The following is a 14057-nucleotide window of genomic DNA, read 5'->3' as shown; positions in this document are numbered from 1 at the left end:
CAAGCGTCTCGAACGGGGCGGCGCGCAGCCGGGCATGTCCGGGCTCAGCGCGAGCGGTGGGCGGCGATGATCCCGGCGTAGGCGCGGCCGCTGGACTTGACCGTGCGGACCTGGGTCGCGTAGTCAACGTGGACCAGGCCGAAGCGCTTGTCGTAGCCGTAGGCCCATTCGAAGTTGTCCAGCAGCGACCAGGCGTAGTAGCCGGCCACCGGCGCGCCGCGGCCGGCCGCGCGGGCGCAGGCGGCCAGGTGGGAGGTCAGGTAGGCGGTGCGCTCGGGGTCGTGGACGCTGCCGTCGGGGGAGACGGCATCGGGGTAGGCGGAGCCGTTCTCGGTGATCTGGATGCGCCGGGCCCCGTACTCCTCGTACAGGCGCATGATGAGGGTCTCCAGGCCGTCGGCGTCGACCTCCCAGCCCATCGCGGTACGCGGCGCGCCGGGCCGGTCGATCTGGCGGGCGAACGGCGCGGGGCCGTCCGGGTCTGCGGTGACGAGCTGCGGGAAGTAGTAGTTGAGGCCGAGCCAGTCGAGGGGGGCGGCGATGGCGGTGAGGTCGCCGGGGCGTTCGGGCAGGTCGACGCCGTAGACCTCGCGCATGTCGGCGGGGAAGCCGCGGCCGTGCACCGGGTCGAGCCACCAGCGGTTGACGTGGCCGTCCATGCGCCGGGCGGCGGCCCGGTCGGTCTCGGCGGCGGTGGCGGGTACGACGGTGGAGAGGTTGTTGACGACGCCGATCCGGGCGCCGGGGGCCGCGGCGCGGACGGCCTGGGCGGCGAGGCCGTGACCGAGCAGCAGGTGGTAGGAGGCGCGGACGGCGGCGGTCAGGTCCGTCCACCCCGGGGCCATCCTGCCTTCGAGATGGCCGATCCAGGCCGAGCACAGCGGCTCGTTGAGGGTGGCCCACTCGGTGACGCGGTCGCCGAGGCGGTCGGCCACGAGGCCGGCGTAAACGGCGAAGTGCTCGGCGGTGGTGCGCTCGGGCCAGCCGCCGCGGTCCTGGAGGGCTTGCGGAAGGTCCCAGTGGTAGAGGGTGACGTTGGGTTCGATGCCGGCGGCGAGCAGGGCGTCGATCAGCCGGTCGTAGTGGTCCAGGCCCTTGGCGTTGACGGGGCCGTCGCCGCCGGGCAGGATCCGCGGCCAGGCGACGGAGAGCCGGTAGGCGTTGGTGCCGAGCTCCCGCATGAGGGCGATGTCCTCGCGCCAGCGGTGGTAGTGGTCGCAGGCGGTGTCCCCGGTGTGGCCGTTGTCGATGGCGCCGGGGACCCGGGTGAAGGTGTCCCAGATGGAGGGGGCGCGGCCGTCCTCGCTGACGGCGCCCTCGATCTGGTAGGCGGAGGTGGCGGTGCCCCAGGCGAAGTCGGCGGGGAGCGCGGCGAGGTCGATGGGGTGCGCGCCGGTCAGGGGGAGGCTTTCGGAAAGGGTCATTTGACGGCTCCTGCCGTGAGTCCGGCCACCAGGTACTTCTGCAACAGCAGGAATCCGGCGACGACGGGGATGCTGACGACGAGCGAGGCGGCCATGATCTGGTTCCAGTAGACGTCGTTCTGCGTGGAGTAGCCCTGCAGTCCGACGGCGAGGGTGCGCGTGGTGTCGTTCGTCATGACGGAGGCGAAGAGGACCTCGCCCCAGGCGGTCATGAAGGCGTAGACGGTGACGGCGACGATGCCGGGTACGGCCGCCGGGATCACGACCCGCAGCAGTGCCCCGAGGGGGCCGCAGCCGTCGACGGTGGCCGCCTCGTCGAGCTCGCGGGGCACGGAGTCGAAGTAGCCGATGAGCATCCAGATGGAGAAGGGCAGGGAGAAGGTCAGGTAGGTGAGGATGAGCCCGCCGCGGGAGCCGTAGAGGGCGACGCCGGTCGTGTTGCCGATGTTGACGAAGATGAGGAACAGCGGGAGGAGGAAGAGGATCCCCGGGAACATCTGGGTGGAGAGCACGGTCAGGGTGAACAGGCGTCTGCCGCGGAAGCGGTAGCGGCTGACGGCGTAGGCCGCGAAGACGGCGATGACCACGGAGCAGACGGTGGCCGAACCCGCCACGATCAGCGAGTTGAGGAAGTAGTCGGCGAGCGGGATGGTGTGCCAGATGTCGATGTAGGGGCGGATGGAGAGCCCGGTGGGGATCCAGCGGAACCGGCCGGCGACGTCCTCCAGCGGCTTGAGCGAGCTGGTGACCATCACGTAGACGGGCAGCAGGACGAAGGCGGCGAGCGCGGTCAGGAACACGGCCCGGACCGCCCGGAACGAGGCCGGCGGGTCGAGCGGGCTGCGGGCTCTGGGACCGGGTCTAGCGGGCATCGTCGTTCCTCCGTCCGCGACCGGTGACGAGCAGGTACCCGGCGGTGACCAGCAGCAGGAACAGCAGCAGCAGGACGGACATGGCCGATCCGGTGCCGAAGTTCCAGGTGACGAAGCTGGACTGGTAGATGTGGACGGAGATGAGGTCGGCCGCTTGCGGCGCCGATCTGCCGAAGAGCACGAACGGCGTGTTGAAGTCGTTGAAGGTCCACAGGAACAGCACGAGGACCAGTACCTGGTTGACGGGGCCGACCGACGGCAGGGTGATGCGGCGGATCTGCTGCCAGACGCCGGCGCCGTCGAGCGCGGCGGCTTCGTACAGCTCCTTGGGGACGTTCTGCAGGGCGGCCATCACGATCAGGAAGGCGAACGGCCAGCCCTTCCACACCGAGACGGTGAGGAGGGCCCAGAAGCTGTTGTCGCCCAGCAGCCAGAAGGTGTGCTCGGCGCCGCCGATGCCCAGCTGGTCGTGGATGACGTGGTTCACCAGGCCGTTGTCCCGCTGGAACATGAACGACCAGGTGATGACTGCCGCGTAGACGGGCAGGGCGTAGGGGACGAGGAAGAGGGCCCGCAGGACGGCCCGGCCGCGGAAGGTCTCCTGCATGAACACGGCGGCGGCGGTGCCGATCAGCCAGCACAGGGCGACGGAGAGCAGGGTGAACAGGCAGGTGGTGAGGAAGGACCCGAGCAGGGCCTCGCCGACCGGCCGGTTGACGTCGACGGCGAGGTCGTAGTTGTCGAAGCCCGTCCAGGGGGCGCTGGTCCAGTCCCGGATGTGGAACTGGGTGAGTTCCCGGAAGCTCGCCATGATGCCCATCACCATCGGTACCAGGTGGATGAGCAGTTCGAGCAGGAGCGCGGGCAGGAGCAGCAGGTAGGGCAGGGCGGTGCGGCGCAGCCGTCCGGGGCGCGGCGTGCGTCCCGCACGGCGCCCGCGGGGCGGGGTACGGCGTTCCCCGCGCGCCTTGGCGTCGGGGGCGAGGGTGGTGGGCGCGGCGGTCATCGGGTGCGGGTCAGTTCGACATCTGCTGCTGGGCCTTGGTGAGCTTCGCCTTGACCGAGTCGGTGGTCACCGGGCGGCCGGCCGCGGCGTCGGCGAAGAGCTCCTTGACGGCGGTTCCTACGGCGGTCTCGAACTGCGACTCCCCGGGGACCTGCGGCAGCGGTGCGGCGCTGGTGGCGAGGGTGTTGCGGAGCACGGTGAGGTCCTCGGTGGCGAAGGCCGGGTCGGCCTGGGCGGCCTTGACCGGCGGGATGGAGCCGTAGGTCTTGTTGAGGAGCGTCTGCTCCTCGTCACTGGTCATGAACTTCACGAACTTCAGGGCCCCGTCGATGTTGTCGGTGTTCTTGAAGACGGCCATGTTGATGCCGGCGACCATGGAGTTGGTGTTCTTCCCGGTGCCGGGGACGCCGCCGGCCGGGACCGGGACGGGGACCACGCCCCAGTCGCCCTCCTTCATGCCGTGCGCCTTGAAGCTGCTGGCCGCGCTCTGCCACAGGACCATGGCGGTCTTGCCGTTGGCGAAGTCCTGGAGGGACTGGTTCTTGTCGTACTCGGCGTTGCCCGGTGCGATGATCTTGTCCTTGGCCATCAGGTCGACGTACTGCTTGACGGCCTCGACGTTGGCCGGGGTGTCGAACGTGGGCTTGCCGGCGGCGTCAAAGAACTCGGCGCCGTGCTGCCTGGAGAGCACGAAGGCCTGGTGGATGTTGTTGGAGAGGTTCGAACCCTCGGCGCCCAGGGCCCACTTGCCGTCCGTGGACAGCCGCCGGCCGATGGTGACCATCTCGTCCCAGGTGGCTGGCGGCTTCTCGATGCCCGCCTCCCGGAACATCTGCTTGTTGTAGTAGAGCGCGTAGGACATCGAGTAGAGCGGTACGGCGGCCGGGTCCTTGCCGTTCGCGCCGGCCGAGCCGAGGGCGGATTCCACGAAGCGGTCCCGGCCGCCGATCGCCTGGAAGTTCTTGCTGTCCCAGGGGAGCAGCGCACCGGTGGCCTGGAGGGAGGAGGACCAGGTGTTGCCGATGTTGAGCACGTCCGGGCCCTGACCGGAGGCGGTGGCGGCGAGGATGCGGTTGAGCAGGTCCGACCAGGGGACGACTTCGAGTTTGACCCTGATGCCGGTCTGCTGCTCGAACTTCTTCAGTTCCGGAGCGAGCGCGGCCTGGTCCGCCGGGATGTCGGGGCCCTGGTTGGACGCCCAGTAAGTGAGCTCCTTGGGGGCGGCGTTGGAACCGCCCCCGCTGTCCGCCGATCCCCCGCCGCAAGCGGTGGCGGCGGTGGCGAGGAGGGAGACTGTGACGGCGGCGGCAGCGGCTCGGGTTCTGCGCATGGCGGCTCGGTCCCTTTCGGCGGGGCTGGGGAGAAGGCCGGCGTGGCGTGCTCCGCCCAGGCCTTAATTTAGGACGTGAGTTAAGCCTCGTGAAAGGGTCGCGTCAAGGGGTCGCGCAAGGGTATGTTGCGGTCGATGTCACTGCGGAAGGGGCCGGATGACCACGGTGCGTAGCGGGCGAACGGTGCGGGACCTGCGGCGGGGCAATCGGAGCGCCGTCCTCCAACGGCTCTACTTCGGCGGGCCGATGAGCCGCCAGGAGTTGGGGCCCGCCACGGGGCTGAGCTCCGGATCCGTCAGCAACGTCGTCGGGGAACTCGTCGCGGACGGACTCCTGGAGGAGGCCGGCGTCGTCGACTCCGACGGGGGCCGGCCCCGCACCCTGCTGCGCGTGGCGCCCGGCAGTGCCCACATGATCGGCGTCGACGTCGGCGAAACCCGCGTCCGGGTGGAACTGTTCGACCTGACGCTGACCGAACTCGCCCGCGCCGAGATGCCGTTGCTGCCACGCGGCTGTTACGACGTCGGCCCCATCGTCGACCACATCAAGGACGGCATCGCCGCCGTGCTCGCCGAGGCGGGGATCGGCACGGAGCGGCTGCTGGGCGTGGGCGTCGGGGTGCCCGGCATAGTGGACCGGGACGCGCCGGGCGGGACCGTGGTGCACGGCCAGACCATCGGGTGGGACGCGGTACCGCTGGAGCGGCTGCTGCGCGGCACCGGGGCCCTGCCGCAGGAGGTCCCGTACATCATCGACAACGGTGCGCGGACCCTCGGCCAGGCGGAGATGTGGTTCGGGGCGGGGCGCGGGGCCCGGGAGGCGTTGGTCGTGCTGTTCGGCTCCGGCGTCGGCGCGAGTCTGATCACCGACGGCTCGCCGGACGGCGGGACCACGGAGGGCACCCCGCTGGAGTGGGGGCACCTCACGGTCTCGGTGCGCGGCCGGCGCTGCCGGTGCGGGGCGCTGGGCTGCCTGGAGGCGTACACGGGGGCGGAGTCCCTGCTGGCGAGGTGGGCGGAGCGGGGCGGCGGGCCCGGGGACTCCGTGGACGAGGAGCAGGCCCTTTCGGCCCTGCTGGCGGCGGCCGGCCAGGAGGACCCGGTCGCGCTGGAGGTCCTGGAGGAGACCGCGGAGTACCTGGGGGCGGGTCTGTCAGACCTCATCAACCTCTTCCGGCCGGAGCGGATCCTGATCGGCGGCTGGGCGGGCCTGATGCTGGGTCCCCGCATCCTTCCGGCGGTGCGCGAGCACGCGGCCCGGTACTCGCTGCGCCATCCCGCCGGCCGGGTCACGGTGGGCATGGGCTCGCTGGGGCCGGACGCCGTAACGGTCGGCGCGGCGACACTGCCGCTGTCCGCCTTCTTCGCCACGGGCGGCCGCCGCGCGACGCCCCGGCCCGACGCCGAACCACCGGCCTGGCGCACGGCCCTGGGCGTGCGCGGCGGAACGACGCCCGGCCACGCGTAGCCCGACGCGGCGGCAGCCGCCGGCGCCCGCCGCGTCGGCCGTGCCTGCGCGGGGCCCCGGCTCCGGCCCCGGCTCCGGCCCTCGGCACACGGGCCGGCGACCGGCGCGCGCCCCGTGTGGGGTGCGGCCCCCTCGGGCCCCGGTCCCTGACCCGCGCGCCCACGGGACGGGGTGCTGCTGCGGCCGGGTCGGATGTGGGGGGCAGCGCCTGGAACCCGGAGCTGCGCCCGGGCGACCGGAGGCCGTGCGGCGGGGCGACTGCTGTCCCGGAGCGGGCCGGACGGTCCCGCCTGGCCCCGGGCAACGGCTTTGAGTCCCCGATCGGCCAGGCGCGCCACCGCCGAGCAGTGCCTCCCGGCCCCGGGGCGCGTGCGGAGCGGAAACCCGGCTGCCCAGGCCGCCGGCGCGTGGGGCAGCGACCGGGGTGGAGGCCCGGCCGGGCGGTGGGGGCGCCGTGGGGCGGGCCCCGACCCGACCCGGCCGGATGGCGGGCGCCGGCGGTGCGGCCGCGCGGGCGGGTCCCGACGCGGCACGGACGGGCGGTGGGCGGCGCCGTCACAGGTGGGGCTGCGCGGCCTGCCCGGGTTCCGGGCGGCGGTGCGGGTTCACGCCGAATCGCGGATCACCAGTTCGGGCGTGAACAGCACCGATGCCGGGCCTGCCCCGGGTCCGCCCGCGACGCGGTCCAGCAGCAGCCGGACCATCTCGGCCGCCATCTCCTCCACCGGCTGCCGCACGGTCGTCAGCCTCGGCCGGCAGGCCGCCGCCGCGCCCGAGTCGTCGAAGCCGACCACCGCCACGTCCTGCGGGACCCGGCGGCCGTGCTCGCGCAGCACCAGGCACGCCCCCTGTGCCATCAGGTCGTTGGCCGCGAACACCCCGTCGAGCCCCGGCTGTTCGCCCAGCAGGCACCGCATCGCCCGCTCGCCCCCCTCCAGGGTGAAGTCCCCCTCGGCCACCCGCACCCGCCGGCCCTGCGCCGCCTCCCGGAAGCCCGCCACCCGCTCCCGGCTCGCCGGCACGTCCGCCGGGCCCCCGATCACCGCCAGCCGGCCGCGCCCCAGCTCCAGCAGGTGCCGGGCCGCCAGCGCCCCGCCTTCGTGGTGCCGCAGGTCCACGTGGTCGAGCGGCACCCCGGCCGGCGGCCGCGCGAACGACGCCGCGGGCAGCCCTGCCGCCGCGAGCACCCCCGGCAGCGGATCACGGGGGTGGGTGGTGACGAGCAGCGCCCCGTCCGCACTGCCCTGCGTCAAGTACGCGAGTACCTCGGCCCGGTCCTGGTCGGTGTCGGCGAACATGAGCACCGGATGCACCCCCCTCGGCCGCAGCGCACGCACCACCCCGCCGACCGCGCGCCCGAAGAAGGGGTCTTGGAGGACTCCGGCCGCGAACTCGTCCCGCGCGCCCGTGGCGCCCGGTGCCGCGCCGGACACGACCAGGGCGACGGTCCCGGAGCGGCGGGTGACCAGGGAACGGGCCGCCCGGTTGGGTACGTAGCCGGTGGCGGCGACGGCCCGCCGCACCGCGAGCACGATGGCCGGGTCCACGTTCCGCACGCCGTTGACCACACGGGACACCGTCGCCCTGGACACCCCGGCGGCGCGGGCCACGTCCTCCAGCGTCGGCGTCGACCGCGCTCCCGCGTCCGCCGAGCCCGTTCCCGTGCGCCGCCCCGTATTCATGGCCGCACTGTAGCCGCCGGGCCCCGCTACGGGACGTCGAGGTGCGTACGCAGGGGCAGTCGGCCGGCGCTGGGGCCCGCGAGGACGGTGAACCGGCCCGGCTCCCCCACCCAGGCGCCGGCCGCCGGGCACCAGTGCCGCAGCGCCTGCGCGGGGATCCGTACGCGCGCCGCCACCCGGTCCCCCGGCCCGGCCTCGACGGCCGCCCAGCCCGCGAGCCAGCGCACGGGCCGGTCGACCGCCGAGCCGGGCCGGGCCAGGTACAGCTGCACGACCTCGCGGCCCGCGCGGGGGCCCGTATTGCGCAGCGCCACCGGGACTTCGTAGTCGCCGCCCGGGGCCGGTTCGGGCGGACCGATGCGCTCGTAACGCCAGGTGGTGTAGCCGAGTCCGTGGCCGAACCAGTACGCCGGGGTCCGGCCCGCGCGCAGCCAGCCGCGGTGCCCGATGTGCAGGCCCTCCTCGTACGGGAGGACCCCGTCCGCGGGGAGGGTGGCGTGGACGGGGGCGTCGGTGAGGGTCCCGGGCCAGGTGGTGGGGAGCCGGCCGCCGGGTTCGGCGCGGCCGAGGAGCACGTCGGCGAGCGCGTGCCCGGCTTCCTGGCCGGGGAACCAGGTGAGGAGGACGGCGCCGGCCGCCGCGCGCCAGGGGAGCTCGACGGGGCCGCCGCTGTTGACGACGACCAGCGTGCGGGGGTTGGCGCGGGTGATCTCCGCCACCAAACGGTCTTGCGGTCCGGGCAGTTGGAGGGTGGTGCGGTCGTGGCCCTCGGACTCGCCCTCGTCGGTGGTACCCACGCAGACGACGGCCACGTCGGCTTCGCGGGCGGCCGCCACCGCGGCCGCGAGGGCGTCCACGGGATCGGGCGCGGGCGGCGCGGCGCCGAGGACGGTGGCCCGGCCGGTTCCGGGGACCAGTTCCCGGCGGCCCCGGACCTCGACGGGGCGGCCGGCGGTGAGGCGGACGCGCACGGTCCGCTGGGGAGGCCGTACGTGGATGACGGCCGGATCGTCCGTCTCGGGCGGGAACTCGCCTTCCAGCAGCGGCGTACCGGCCACGGCGAGGCCGAGCGCGCCGAAGCCGCCGAGGCCGAGGGTCCAGGGGCCGGTCGTATCGGGGTGGAGCACGGCGGCCAGCTCGACGGTCCGGGCACCCGGGGGCAGCTCGGGCTCCAGGACCCGGCCCGAGGGCCGGTGCGCGGAGTACAACACGGCCCCGGCGGCGTCGAGGACGCGCAGCCGTACGCCGGGGGCGCCGGTCTCCGGGTCGCGGGCGTATCGGCCACCCAGCGGCGCCGGACCGCCGCCGGCGCCGTCCGGTGGCGGGCCCGGCTCGTGGCGCACCCGTACGTGCGCGGGCAGGGCGGCCCGCAGCCCGGCCAGCGGGGTGACGACACCGGGCGGGAACACCTCGGAGCTGCCGCCGCCTTGGACGCGGGGTTCGGCGGCGAGCGTCCCGATGACGGCGACCGCGGCCAGCGCCCCGGCGTCCAGGGGCAGCGCTCCCCGGTTCTCCAGCAGTACGAAGCTCGCCGCGGCCGTCTCGCGCAACAGCCTCCGGGCAGCGGGGTCCGCTCCCGTCGCCGGTGCGGATGGCGCAGCGCCGGGGCCGGGGCCGGGGCCGGGGCCTTCGAGCGGCGGGGCTTCGGCCGGCAGTGGGGTTACGAGGGCACCGACGCGGGACGCCAGCCTCAGCACGCGGCGGACCTTGGCCCGCACCGCATCGGCCGGGACCAGTCCGCGTTCGACGGCGTCGGTCAACGCCCGGCCCCAGGGCCCGTCGGGGCCCGGCATCAGCAGGTCCTGTGCGGCGAGGGCGGCGGCGACGGTGGACCGGCCGGCGCCCCAGTCGGTGACGACCACCCCGTCGAAGCCCCACTCCCCCTTCAATGGATCCGCGAGGAGCGGATTCTCGCTCATGGCGGTCCCGTTGACCTTGTTGTACGCCGACATCACCACCCAGACGCCCGCACGGACGGCGGCCTCGAAGGGCGCGAGGTACAGCTCGCGCAGGACCCGTTCGCCGATCCGGACGTCGAGGGTCAGCCGTTGGGTCTCGGAGTCGTTGGCGACGTAGTGCTTCGCCGTCGCGGCCACTCCGCGGGACTGGATGCCGCGGATGAGGGCCGCCCCGGCCCGGGCGGCGAGCAGGGGGTCCTCGGCGAAGCACTCGAAGTGCCGGCCGGCGAGGGGGCTGCGGTGCAGGTTGAGGGTGGGGGCGAGGAGGACGTGGACCCCCTTGGCGCGGGCCTCCTCACCGAGCAGCGCACCGAGGCGCCGTACCCGGTCCTCGTCCCAGAGCGCCCCCAGCGCGCTGGGGCAGGGCAGCAGCGCCGCGGTCGAGCGCTCGTCCCAGCCGGGACCGCGCACCCCGGCCGGGCCGTCGGAGAACACCATCTCGCCGAGACCGGCGGCCGGTTCGGAGCGGGTCCGCCAGGAATCGGCGCCGGTCAGTACGTGGACGCCCTGCCGCAGGCCGAGGCCGTCCGCGAGCCGGTCCTCGGCGCCGTCGTCCATACGGGGGACCCTTCGTCGCAGGGCGCCGGAGCGCGGCGAGCACGGACAAGTACGGCACACAGGCGGCACCTCGACTGCCGGTCTCTCACGGAAGCGGGCGGGAGAGCGCTCTCCCGGATGATCCCGGGGACTCCGGCCGACTGTCAACGTCCTTGCGTGACGGTCTTGTTGCAGCGGTTCACCCCCGACGGCCACGGACCCGGCGGCAACCGGGCGGTGTCCGCCCGGTGGGGGGCGGACGAGGATGCCCTACGACCTGCCGGGATCCTGAGCGCCGCAGCCCCGCTACCGGCTCGACGATCCGTCCTGCGGGGCGCCGGTGCCGCCGTCAGGGAACCCGAGCCCCCCGCCGGGCCACGGCGCGGTCAGCGCCCCAACGCGCTGCGGATCGTCAGGCCGTGGTGACGGCGCAGCCGGCGCAACTCCCACCAGGACAGCGCCGTGACCGTGACGGGGGCGCCCAGGATGAAGACCGCCCTGGCACCCGCCGGAACCTGGGGATAGGCCCCCGTGATCACGTCCAGCAGTGCCATTTCCCACACCAGCACACCGGCGAGGACCGGCGGCACCACCTCGTGGATGTCGGCGGTGCGGAAGACGTGCACGAGCGACAGGCCGATGCCGTACAGGGCGAACCCGATCGCCCACAGGCACACCACCCAGATGGCGACCCTTCCCGGCAGCCCGACGGCGTCCCGGAACCCCGCCAACTCCGGTGCCATCGCGAGGGCCGAGGTTCCCATCGACGCCATGATGGCCACCACCGCGCCGAGTGAGCGCGCGGCCCGGCGCAGGTAGACGCGCCGCAGGCGGGCCCGCGCGGCGGCTACGAAGGCGCCGACGACCACGGGGAAGGTGCAGACCAGCGCCAGGACGCTCGACCAGCTCTGGTCGAGGCGTTCGTCCGCCACGGCCTTGACGTCGTCGGCGCTGACGACGGCTTTGTAAGCGACCATCAAGCCCACCCAGGCGGCGAGCCCCAGCACGGTCCGCCACAGCTGGAGCTTGCGGACGTCCGGATCCTCCACGATTCCGGGCCGCGAAGGACGGAACGCCCGCTGGGCGGCGTACAACGGGTTGAAGATGCCGCGCACGATCTTCCGGCCCCGCGACGGCTCGACAGGCGGCGGAACCGGCGGATATGGCGGGTACGGGTACCCCGGCGGCGGGACCGGCCCCGCGTACGGAGACCCCTGCGGCGGGACCGGCCCCGCGTACGGAGACCCCTGCGGCGGGACCGGGTAGCCGTGGCCGGCCCGTCCCGTGGGCGGCCGGCTGCCCGCGCCGTCGACCGGGTACCCGTACCCGCTCCCGCCATGACCGCTCATGCCATGCACCCCCGCTGTCCTGCCCGGTCGAACCCCCGGCATCGTATCGGCCACGAGCCCCTGCGGCGGGCCGGCAGGGACGCCGGAACCGGAGCCGTGACGTGCCCCGTCCCGGGCGGCCGGCCGGGTCCGGCTGACCAGCACCCGGGCATGTACGGCGAGCAGCACTCCGCGCCGGCCGTCGAAGCGGCGGCGGTCTTCCGTGCCGCCGGGGCGCCACGCGTACTGGGACTCGGCGCCGGACCCGGCCGCGGCACGCTGTACTTCGCCCGCGAAGGGCTCACCGTCCAGGCCACCGACTTCTCCGCCGCCGGCCTGCGGCGGCCCGAGGAGGCCGCCCGCGTCCAGAACGTCGGCCGAGATCGGTGCAGTGAGCTGCCCCCGCCGCCTGTGGCGCGTCAGCCGGCCCCGGCAGAGCGCGGATCGCCCGTCGAAGGCCGGCGAACCGTAGGACTGGGCGCGGCCGGGGTCACGCCGCCGTGTGCCTGGCGCGCTGACGCCGGGGGGCGGCGTCCAGGACGACCCACATCCGCCGGCCGTCGTCCGCGCTGTCCGTACCGGCGGACTCCACCGTGGCCAGCGCCGCCACCCCGCCGAGCACGGAATCGTCCGGCGCCCCGCACACATGGCTCAGGACGGCCACGAGGACCTTCCGGTCCTGATCACCGAGGTGCACGCTGACCCGCTTCCCGCCGTCTGCCACGGCGGCCGTGACGAGCTGCTCCACGGCCGCCTCTAGGTCCCGCTCGTCCAAGGCCGGGTACCCCCAGCCGCGTACGGTCCCCACGGCGTGCCGGGCGGCCTTCTTCGCCGCCCACTCGTCGGCTCGGAACGTGAGCGCGGCCGTGCGCCGGTTTCGCACGGTCATGCGGGGCCGTCGTACGGCGGCCTCCGTCTTCGGCGGGCAAGTCGGCTGCGACTCGGGCCTCTTGGCCTCCGGACTGGTCAACTGGTCCTCCTCGCAGCAGGGTGCCGACGGCTTCGCACCATCCTGACAGGACCTTTCCACCCGCGGATGCGAATCATCCGCCCAGCGGCCGGCGCGGTCCACACTGTCGTTACGCGCCTGTGACTCAGGGCACCCGGTTCGGAGGAGGAGTGACCACACACGGACGAGGTGAACGGAGGCGCGGGAGGCTTCGGCCGCCCGATGGTCCATCGCTCTCCACCGCGGTCACGGTCGCCCCTGACGGCGGCGGCGGGAAGACCATCCGCGCGCGCCTGTCCCGGCACGACGTGCACAGCGGTCTCCCAGGGCCGTTCGAAGGCCTGGAGCGGCACGCCGCCGATTCACAGGGGCTCAGGCCTGGGAGGCGGAGGACAGGGTGGCGGGGTCGACGCCGGAGAGTTCGACGATCCGATGCGCCGGCACACCGGCGGCAAGGGCCCGGCGCAGTATGGTGTCGCGGTTCTCCTTGCTCTCCCGGAACGCGAGCAGCTCCTCCTCCGAGTTCGCCACGGGGTCCGTGGCTGCGGCGCGGCGGACGCGCTCCAGTTCCGCCGCCCCCAGCGGGACCGGGAGCCGCTCGGCGGCCTCGGGGATCAGGCCGCTCTGCTCCGGGGGAACCACCCGGACGTTCGGGGATGCGGGGCTGACCCCCTGTGCGGCGAACCATGCCTGCACGGCGGGGGTGTCCAGGCACTCCAGCTCTCCGGCGAGGGCCAGCGGCGTTCCCTGCCAACCGGAACCGGTGTCCGCGAGGAACAGGTAGGCGTCATCCGTCATCGTGGGTCTCTCCTGGCACACCGTAGCTGTTGAGGATCGCGGTGCTTTTACCCCCTCCTGACGGGATCAAGCCGGTTGTCCGCCGGCTCGACCCCTGGTCCAGCCCGTTGCGACGTGCTGAAGCCCCCTCAGGACCGCCGAGTCGGACTCATGCACCGGGCGCGTTCAGACCCCACGTCTGCAGGGCGTACGGCCGCCCCTTCTCCTCGCCGGTGATGAGCGGCACGTCCAGGAGTGCGAAACCGGCCCTTGTGGCCACCGTGACGCTTGCGGCGTTCTCGGCCTCCAGTTCCAGGATCACCTGCCCCGCGCCCAGTTGTTCGAAGGCGTACGCCGCCAGTACCCGTACCGCCCGCGCCGCCAGCCCTTGGCCGCGGTGGGCCGGGCCGACCGCGTAGCCGAGTTCCGTGCCCTCGGGGGCCCGCCGCAGCATCACCTCGCCGAGCGGCTCGCCGCCGTCGACGGTGATGGCGAGCAGGATGGCCGCGCCCTCCGCCCGCAGCTGCCGGTCCCGGTCCAGCCGGGCGCGGGCGGCCGCTTCGTCGAAGGGCGACACGATCGGTGTCCAGTACGCGATGTCGGGGTGGTCGAACAGCTTCGGCAGCGCGGGCAGGTCCGCCTCCGTCCAGTCGCGCAGGACGAGGCCCTCCCCCGAGAGCTCGATCCGCTCGGGAAAGGACGACGTTGTACTGATCATGGGGGGCA

The 14057-nt window shown here is 74.0% G+C and carries 11 protein-coding genes; 1 reads left to right on the top strand and 10 read right to left on the bottom strand.

Features of this window, described 5'->3' with window-relative positions; genetic code table 11:
• Positions 1-44: 44 nt before the first annotated feature.
• The 4 genes from ACWGH1_RS11750 to ACWGH1_RS11735 are packed head-to-tail and all read right to left on the bottom strand — an operon-like array spanning position 45 to position 4632.
• A complete protein-coding gene (locus ACWGH1_RS11750; RefSeq protein WP_453408648.1) occupies positions 45-1424 on the bottom strand; it encodes a GH1 family beta-glucosidase in 1380 nt (459 codons plus the stop codon).
• Positions 1421-2296: a carbohydrate ABC transporter permease gene (locus tag ACWGH1_RS11745; RefSeq protein WP_453356424.1), complete on the bottom strand. Its 876-nt coding sequence runs from the start codon at positions 2294-2296 to the stop codon at positions 1421-1423. Before ACWGH1_RS11745 ends, ACWGH1_RS11750 begins: the two co-directional genes overlap by 4 nt.
• On the bottom strand, positions 2286-3302 hold the full coding sequence (locus tag ACWGH1_RS11740) for a carbohydrate ABC transporter permease (RefSeq protein WP_453356425.1): 1017 nt from the start codon (positions 3300-3302) through the stop codon (positions 2286-2288). Before ACWGH1_RS11740 ends, ACWGH1_RS11745 begins: the two co-directional genes overlap by 11 nt.
• Positions 3303-3312: 10 nt before the next feature.
• Positions 3313-4632, bottom strand: coding sequence for an ABC transporter substrate-binding protein (locus tag ACWGH1_RS11735; RefSeq protein ID WP_453408647.1), 1320 nt, complete (start codon positions 4630-4632; stop codon positions 3313-3315).
• A 157-nt stretch (positions 4633-4789) separates the two neighbouring features.
• Here ACWGH1_RS11735 and ACWGH1_RS11730 point away from each other — a divergent pair, with 157 nt between their 5' ends.
• Positions 4790-6100 (top strand): ROK family transcriptional regulator, encoded by a 1311-nt coding sequence (locus ACWGH1_RS11730; protein WP_453408646.1) that lies wholly within the window; start codon positions 4790-4792, stop codon positions 6098-6100.
• 605 nt (positions 6101-6705) lie between these two features.
• Here ACWGH1_RS11730 and ACWGH1_RS11725 read toward each other — a convergent pair.
• From ACWGH1_RS11725 to ACWGH1_RS11700, 6 genes are all read right to left on the bottom strand, one after another.
• Positions 6706-7782 carry a LacI family DNA-binding transcriptional regulator gene (locus ACWGH1_RS11725; RefSeq protein ID WP_453357592.1) on the bottom strand — a complete coding sequence of 359 codons (1077 nt, stop codon included), beginning with the start codon at positions 7780-7782 and terminating at the stop codon, positions 6706-6708.
• Between the two features lie 26 nt (positions 7783-7808).
• Positions 7809-10298 (bottom strand): glycoside hydrolase family 3 C-terminal domain-containing protein, encoded by a 2490-nt coding sequence (locus ACWGH1_RS11720; protein WP_453408645.1) that lies wholly within the window; start codon positions 10296-10298, stop codon positions 7809-7811.
• Between the two features lie 365 nt (positions 10299-10663).
• On the bottom strand, positions 10664-11392 hold the full coding sequence (locus tag ACWGH1_RS11715) for a hypothetical protein (protein WP_453408644.1): 729 nt from the start codon (positions 11390-11392) through the stop codon (positions 10664-10666).
• Between the two features lie 703 nt (positions 11393-12095).
• Positions 12096-12494, bottom strand: a complete 399-nt coding sequence (locus ACWGH1_RS11710) for a hypothetical protein (protein WP_453355373.1) — start codon at positions 12492-12494, stop codon at positions 12096-12098.
• Positions 12495-12926: 432 nt separating this feature from the next.
• Positions 12927-13352: a DUF6003 family protein gene (locus tag ACWGH1_RS11705; protein WP_453355374.1), complete on the bottom strand. Its 426-nt coding sequence runs from the start codon at positions 13350-13352 to the stop codon at positions 12927-12929.
• 148 nt (positions 13353-13500) lie between these two features.
• Complete coding sequence (locus ACWGH1_RS11700) at positions 13501-14049, bottom strand: GNAT family N-acetyltransferase (RefSeq protein ID WP_453355375.1); 549 nt, start codon at positions 14047-14049, stop codon at positions 13501-13503.
• Between the last annotated feature and the right edge of the window lie 8 nt (positions 14050-14057).

Source organism: Streptomyces sp. NPDC054883, assembly GCF_053610645.1.
The sequence above is the reverse complement of the archived record's forward strand: the minus strand, read 5'-3'. Positions and strand labels throughout refer to the sequence as shown.

Bases quoted from the DNA above. Each gene is read 5' to 3' on its own strand.
- ACWGH1_RS11725 (WP_453357592.1), bottom strand. From the start codon at position 7,782: ATGAATACGGGGCGGCGCACGGGAACGGGCTCGGCGGACGCGGGAGCG.
- ACWGH1_RS11720 (WP_453408645.1), bottom strand. From the start codon at position 10,298: ATGGACGACGGCGCCGAGGACCGGCTCGCGGACGGCCTCGGCCTGCGG.
- ACWGH1_RS11735 (WP_453408647.1), bottom strand. From the start codon at position 4,632: ATGCGCAGAACCCGAGCCGCTGCCGCCGCCGTCACAGTCTCCCTCCTC.
- ACWGH1_RS11705 (WP_453355374.1), bottom strand. From the start codon at position 13,352: ATGACGGATGACGCCTACCTGTTCCTCGCGGACACCGGTTCCGGTTGG.
- ACWGH1_RS11750 (WP_453408648.1), bottom strand. From the start codon at position 1,424: ATGACCCTTTCCGAAAGCCTCCCCCTGACCGGCGCGCACCCCATCGAC.
- ACWGH1_RS11710 (WP_453355373.1), bottom strand. From the start codon at position 12,494: ATGACCGTGCGAAACCGGCGCACGGCCGCGCTCACGTTCCGAGCCGAC.
- ACWGH1_RS11745 (WP_453356424.1), bottom strand. From the start codon at position 2,296: ATGCCCGCTAGACCCGGTCCCAGAGCCCGCAGCCCGCTCGACCCGCCG.
- ACWGH1_RS11700 (WP_453355375.1), bottom strand. From the start codon at position 14,049: ATGATCAGTACAACGTCGTCCTTTCCCGAGCGGATCGAGCTCTCGGGG.
- ACWGH1_RS11730 (WP_453408646.1), top strand. From the start codon at position 4,790: ATGACCACGGTGCGTAGCGGGCGAACGGTGCGGGACCTGCGGCGGGGC.
- ACWGH1_RS11740 (WP_453356425.1), bottom strand. From the start codon at position 3,302: ATGACCGCCGCGCCCACCACCCTCGCCCCCGACGCCAAGGCGCGCGGG.